The organism is Pseudomonas sp. PI1 (assembly GCF_000812405.1).
Lineage (GTDB): Bacteria > Pseudomonadota > Gammaproteobacteria > Pseudomonadales > Pseudomonadaceae > Pseudomonas > Pseudomonas citronellolis.
Genome location: NZ_JWMC01000006.1, coordinates 59,292 through 65,907 on the forward strand (window position 1 = coordinate 59,292; position 6,616 = coordinate 65,907).

Sequence of the window (6,616 nt, forward strand, 5' to 3'; positions counted from 1 at the left end):
CAAAGCTATCTCTTCAAAAACCAGAGATGGAAAATTTACACCCGTTATCCTAAGCCCGCCTATTGATAAGACCTAGGTGATAAAATCGAAAAATTAGAAAATCACCTCCTACACTCTAACCCTACATAACCAGTCAGCTTTGATATCAGAATAAATACCCTCCCTTTTGGTCTATAACGAATAGCTTCATCACCACCATGCCCTACCGTAGCCATTAAACGCAAACATCAATAAATATATAAAAAACGCACCTCCACCAACTAACAACCTAACCGCTCCCGGATAGCCTTTCTTGATACCACCTGGAGCCAAACGAATAGTCCTGTTCGCAATGTAACAACAAAATCCCTGGCCAAAAAACGCCTGAACCGTGATAGCAGCCCAAAAATCTTTCCACTCCCCGATAAACCTCAGAGAATTCACCCCACTACTTGCCAGCATAAGAAAAAGAATAGCCAGCTTATACTTATAAAGAAAATCAAGCCAAGCCATTTATATAGCTCTCACCCACGCGACACCAGATCCCCATTCCCGCCACAATCACACCTAAAAACTTACTAAAACCTCAAGCGAGCAAAATTCATTTAACATACCAAAATCAACCCGCCAGCCTTATAAAGCAGAAATTAACATTCTTCCTTACACTTACCACCACTCCCTGCCGTAGCCATTAAATGCGAACATAAATAGATAAATAGATAACGCACCAATTCCAGCCAAAAACCTTATGGACCTTGGATGGTCAGCCTCAATCATTCCTTGAGGACCATAATAAATAGACTTATTTGCGATATAACAGTAAAACCCTCGACCAAATAGACACTGAGAAGCAACAACACTCCAGAAATTATTCCACTCACCTATAAATCTTAATGAGTTCAATCCACTGCATCCCACCATAACGGCAACAGCAATGAATCTATATCTATACATAAACGCAAGAAATTTCATTTAAATACATCTCTCTCATTTTTAGATTTTTTCATTCCAAGCCCCATAACACCTAAAAGAAAAATGGGAAAGCTTTATTTCCTGCACTTTAATTCTGTCCAGCCAACCACTTCTAATAAACATAACAGCTTTTTCTATCGAGAGACTCACGACGCCATGAACGTATAATTCCATCAGGAGAAACAAGTATGGAATATCGACAAAACGGCACCATATAAGTTATATAATAGCGAACTCCTCCACTCTCAATCCTTGAATAGTCGACAGACCTTCTGCTGCTAACCCCCCTAACAAAATAAATTCGCTCTTTTCCCACTAATGACGCTTCAGGATCAAACTTCATTCCGACCAAAGTATCTCTGCTTTTCTCCCAAGCATCATAGGACAGACATCCAGAGAGTCCGGTCAGCATAGAAGAAATTAAGAGCAAACCAGTTATCAACCTACTAATCACCGGAAACATCACGCACACCTTTTATCATCTCCCTATATTTATCATACAGGGCCCCATAGTTAACCAACATTGCCGGCGGCATACTCCCTAAGTTCTCAATAATACTCATCCCACCTCCCTTAGATGCCTCCAAACTTATCATCCACTGATCATGCAAAGTCGCAAACGCGTTAAAGCCTGGAACTTGATTCAAAGAATTACTTATCGGCGTACCATGACAGATTGAGTAAAAGCTGGAGCATGCAAGATCATCCAGTGGCAGGTTTAACCCAATATTCTTCCCCTCTCGATCAAGAACCATCGGAACAAAACCAGCATCACTATCAAAGGCTGAACCGGTCGGACGATCAACACCAGGCCTTACGTCCGGACTTCGTCCGACCGAGTACTGATACAACTCCATCAACGCCCCTGTAGCAGCAATACTCAGCCACGTATCCTTGTCGCTCCCATTAAGGATGCCTTTTAGTGCAGTATTGGCAGCATAAGCCTTGATCCGATCTCCATAGCTGATCAGTTTGTAGTTCCCCTCGGCAGTCAACTCCCTACCCCAGCCCTCCGTATAGCCAGCGCCGAATCCTGCGATGAGTGCCGCAGCGGCAAAACCTTTCAGGCTGTCCTCACTGGTGATGTCCTTGAGTGTTTGCCCCAGATCGCCCTTGTTCCCAACAAAACTGGCAGCCCCAGTTCCAGCGACAGAAGAAATAGCAGTCGCTGCCATGGCGTTCCCCCAACCTGCGGCAGCACTGCCAACTGCAGCACCAGCCTCAACCATGGCGGCACTACCTGCAGCCGCCATCGTAGTTCCAGAACCGGCCCCAGCTCCTGCAGCCGAACCTATTGCGCCGGTCGCAGCGCCGTAAGTTGCAGCAGCAACGATGATGGCAATGGCAATTGCAGCTCCGGTACCAATGCCCGAACTGCTGTACTCCCAGCTGTCATGCACCTCCTGCACCCGCCGCCAATCCACATCCCCCCGCGCCTCGGCCTCTTTCAGCCAGGCCAGGTCGGGATCGGCCCGCACCATGGCGTCGATGGTCTGCCCGACGCTCTGCTGGTCGATGTGCTTGATGTCGATCTTCAGGCCTTCCACGGCCTTGATCGCCAGTTCACCCTGGGCGATCAGTTGGCTCTGGCGCAGGGTCTCGTGGGTCTGGCCCTTGCCCTTGGCGGACTGCCAGGCCAGGTCGCTCTTGCTCTTCTCGTGGCTTTCCTGGTGCAGGTCCTTGACCGCTTCGAAGGTCACGCGGCCGCCACTGAGGATGGCGATGTCGTTGCCGCTTTCCAGCCTGGCGGCCTGGTACTTCTGGTCGCCGCCGCTGAGCAGGGTGATGTCGGAGCCGGCGCTGATCTGGCTGCCCACGGCCTTCACGTCGGTGATTTCGTCGCGCTTGAAGCTCTTGCTGCCGAGGCTGCCCTTCTTCTGCTTCTGGTACAGCGAGTGTTCGCTGTCATGACCGGCCAGCAACTGGAGCTTGTTGCCAGCCACCAGGAAGGCTTCCTTGCCGGCGCCGACCTGGCTCGCTTCGAGGGTCAGGTTCTGTCCAGCGCTGAGGGTGACGTCGCCGGCGGCGTTCAGGCTCGTGCCGCGCTGGCTGACGTGGCTGTCTTCGCTGTCGACCTTCTTGCCGCTGCGCCGGTAGTGGTATTCGCGGCTGCTCTGCTCCTGCGCGGCGCCCAGCAGCAGGTTGCCGGCGGCGGCCAGGTTGGCGTCGCCGCCGGCTTCCAGGTGGCTGGCCAGCACGCCGATATCGCGGCCGGCGCTGATCTGCAGGTCACCGCCGGCCTGGACGCCGGCGGCGTGCTGGCGGACCTCGGCCTGTTCCCAGCTATGACGCTTGTCCTGGCGGGCGTTGCTGTCGACGGACTCGACGGCGCCGATCAGCACATCGCGCCCGGCCTGCAGTTGGATGTCGCCCTTGGCCTGCAGTTGGCCACCCAGGTTGAGCAGGTCGCGCCCGCTGCTGATCGACAGGTCGCCGCCGGCCTCGATGCGCGCGGCGCTGTCGAGCAGGCTGGTCTGCAGGCTGGCGCCCCTGGCCTGGCCCTGCACCTGGGTCAGGGTCCGTTCGTTGACGACATCGCCGGTCAACGCAACGAGGCTGACATCGCGCCCGCTGATGATGCCGCCGGCGGCGTTACGGATGCTTTGCGTGGCCAGCAGTTGCAGGTGCCGGTTGCTTTCCATCAGGCCGCTGTTGCCGATGTTGGCGGCAGTGGCGCCGAGGTCGTTGCTGGCGCGCAGGGTGCCGGCGTTGTTCAGTTCGCCGCCGCTGATCAGCGCCAGGTCCTGCCCCTGGATCAGCGCGCCGTTGGGTGCCAGACGATGCTCGGCCTGAGCCAGGTAGAGCACCGGTACCAGCACCTTGCGACCGTTCACCTCGGCCTCTTCCAGCCAGACGATGTCGTGGGTCAGCGCCGCCACCTGCTCGGCGCTCAGGGCCACGCCGAGGCTGAGGCCCAGGCGGTCCTTGTAGCCGATGGCGTTGTCCATCAGGTACCTGAACAGCGCTTCATCGCTGGACAGCCCGGCAATGAAGCGCTGGCCGGTGCGCGCCACCAGCGCCTGGCGGATCAGCCGCTGCTCGTAGAGGCCGTCGCCCAGGCGCTGCTGCGCCTGGGCCGGGTCGTAGCCCAGTTGGGCCAGCAGGTAGTCGGAGCCGAGGAACTGCTTGAGCCCGGCCAGCGCCGGGTTGGTTTCGATCAGGTAGGGATGGCCGCTGTCCGGGGCATTGAGCCGGAACAGGCCATGCTCGCCCTGGGGCAGGCGGAAGCCCGGCAGGCTGATGGGGTTGACCGCCTGCTGGGCGAGGTCGGGTGGCAGCTGTGGGTTGAGCACCACGACCAGAGGTTGCGACTGGCCGTCGACCTGAACGGCCTCGATCCGCGCCACCCCGCCGTCGTAGGCAATGCCGGGGTGGATGACGCCATTGTCCAGGCGCTCGCCAGCGCTGATCTGCACCGCGCCAGCCGCCTGGATGACGGCGTTGGCGGAGGTGGCGCCGCCCGGCCGGTATTCCCAGACGTCGCTGAGGAAGCCGAGGTCGTACAGCGCCGACGGCAGTTCCAGCAGGTTGTCCGGGTCGTAGTGGTTGGCCTGGTAGTCCGGCACGTGCATCGGCCGGTGGAGGTTGCCATTGGCGTCGCGGTAGACGTGCAGAAGCAGACCGTTGGCCAGTTCAGTGGGGGTCACCGTGCCCTGGTTGAGCCCGCCGATGAGGTTGTCCCAGTAGCTGAACACCGAGGGATCGGCATTGTTCGCCAGGTTGTAGGGCAGGACGTAATGGCCAACGAAGCGTTCGACGGTGCCGTCGGTGACCCTGCCGCTGTTGAATATCCGCGTGCGGATGCTCTCGCCACCGTTGATGCCCTGGTTGACGAAGCTGTTGGCGCTGATGGCGATGTCGCCACCGGCGGCCAGGGTGCTCGCGGTGTTCTCGAAGTCCTGGGCATCCACCCGCAGGTTGCCGCCGGCCTGGATGAAAGCGGCCGGGGATGCCTCCTGCACCTCGCTGGCATAGACCTCCCGGGCGATGTAGTCGACGTTGTAGTGGTCGCCGGAGCAGTCGTAGCAGCGAACGATGATTTCCCCGGAGATCAGCTTCTGCCCGAGACGGAAGCTGTCCTGGGTGTTCTTCAGGCTGTCGCTGGCGATCGCCAGGTCGCCCTGCGCCTCCAGGGTGGCCGAACGGTTCTCCACCACACGGGCGCGCCCTTGCCGGTCGTCCGCGGCGATGTCCAGGGCGCCCAGGCTGTAGACGTCGGCGTAGCGGTTGACGAAGCGCTCCACGCGCAGCGCCATGTCACCACCGCTGAACAGCAGGCCGTTTTCGTTGAGCAGGTCCGCGCTCTCGATCCGCAGGCCGGCAGCGCTGCCGAGGGTGCCGGTGTTGTTCAGGTTGGCTGCGCGGAGCAGCAAGTCGCCGGCCGCGGTGATGCGGCCGGTGTTGTCCAGGCTGCCGCCAATGCTGATGCGGGTGGCACCACCGCCGATGATGCTGGCGCTGCCATCGAGGGCAAGGCTGGCGGCATCGAGGCCGAGCTCGCCCAGGCTGCTCAGTTGCCCGCTGCCGCTGTAGCGTCCACCCAGGTTCAGCGCCAGGTCGCCGTCGCTGGCGATCAGGCCGGCGTTACGCCAGTCGCCACCCGTACCGCGCAGGGCCTGGCTGGCCAGTAGACGTCCCTCGGCCGCTTGTTCCAGCTGGCCGATATCCAGGGTCAGTTCGCGCGCCTGCAGGCTGCTGCGGTTAGTCCAACTGGCCGCGCTCAGGTTCAGCGCGGCGTTGGTGACGAAGCTGCCGCCCGCAAGGCCCAGTTGCGCCAGGTCGATGCCGAACCCGCCATTGCCCAGGTGGCGCACGCTGCCGTCGTCGTTGCGCAGGTCGCCACTGGTGAGCAGCAGGTCGGCAGCGGCGCTTTCCAGCAGGCCTTCGCGATTGTCCAGCAGGCCGCCGATGCTCAGGCGCGTGGCGCCCTGCTGGCCAAGGGCGCGCACGCGGCCCTGTGCGTTGGACAGGCCGGCGGCGGTGAGAGTGAGCTGGTTGCCGGCCTCGATCAGGCCGAGAGTGTTGTCCAGCGCACCGCGCAGGCTGAAGTCGATGTCCCGGGCGCCGACCTGGCCGCCGTGGTTGAGGAAGTCGCCGGCATACAGGGCCAGGGCCTGGCTGGCGAAGAGGCCGCCGGCACGGTTGTCGAAGCCGGCGCTGTTCACCCGGGCGTCGCCGTGGGTGGCTGCCAGGTGCCCATCGCTGTTGGCGATGCTGTCGGCGTCGAGCAGCAGCGCGGCGCCCTGGGCGATGCCGGCGCGGTTGTCGAAGTGCCCGGTGGCCAGTTGCAGCAAGCCTCCGGCGCCGCTGAGGATGCCGCCGGCGGAGTTGTCCAGGTTGGCGGTGCGCACCTGCACGCCTTGGCCTTCCAGGCGCCCGCCGCGGTTATCCAGGTTGGCGCCGAGGTCCAGCGCCAGTTCGGTCTCGGCGTACAGTTGGCCGCCGCGGTTGTCGAGGCTGTCGCCCTGCAGCTCGACGGCCCGGGCCGTGATGCCGCCCTGCTGGTTGTTCAGGCTGCCGACGCGTCCCGTGAGCCCGCCTTGGCTGCTCAGCAGGCCCTGCTCGCGGTTGTCCAGGCTGGCCAGGTCCAGGCGCAGGCTCTGTTCGGCGGCGAACAGGCCGAGGCGATTGTCCAGGGCGCCGCCGCTGATGTGGATATGCTGGC

The 6,616-nt window shown here is 60.4% G+C and carries 2 protein-coding genes; both read right to left on the reverse strand.

Annotation, left to right across the window (positions count from 1 at the left end; translation table 11 throughout):
- Positions 1 to 189 precede the first annotated feature (189 nt).
- Entirely contained in the window at positions 190 to 492 is a 303-nt protein-coding gene (locus RN02_RS33025) for a hypothetical protein (protein ID WP_152623710.1), read from the reverse strand.
- A 905-nt stretch (positions 493 to 1,397) separates the two neighbouring features.
- Positions 1,398 to 6,616 (reverse strand): hemagglutinin repeat-containing protein (locus RN02_RS01680; RefSeq protein WP_043312753.1); only part of this gene is annotated, 5,219 nt, incomplete at its 5' end.

What these genes read in the sequence shown, in the direction of transcription:
- RN02_RS33025 (WP_152623710.1), bottom strand. Translation starts at nt 492, where the DNA reads ATGGCTTGGCTTGATTTTCTTTATAAGTATAAGCTGGCTATTCTTTTT.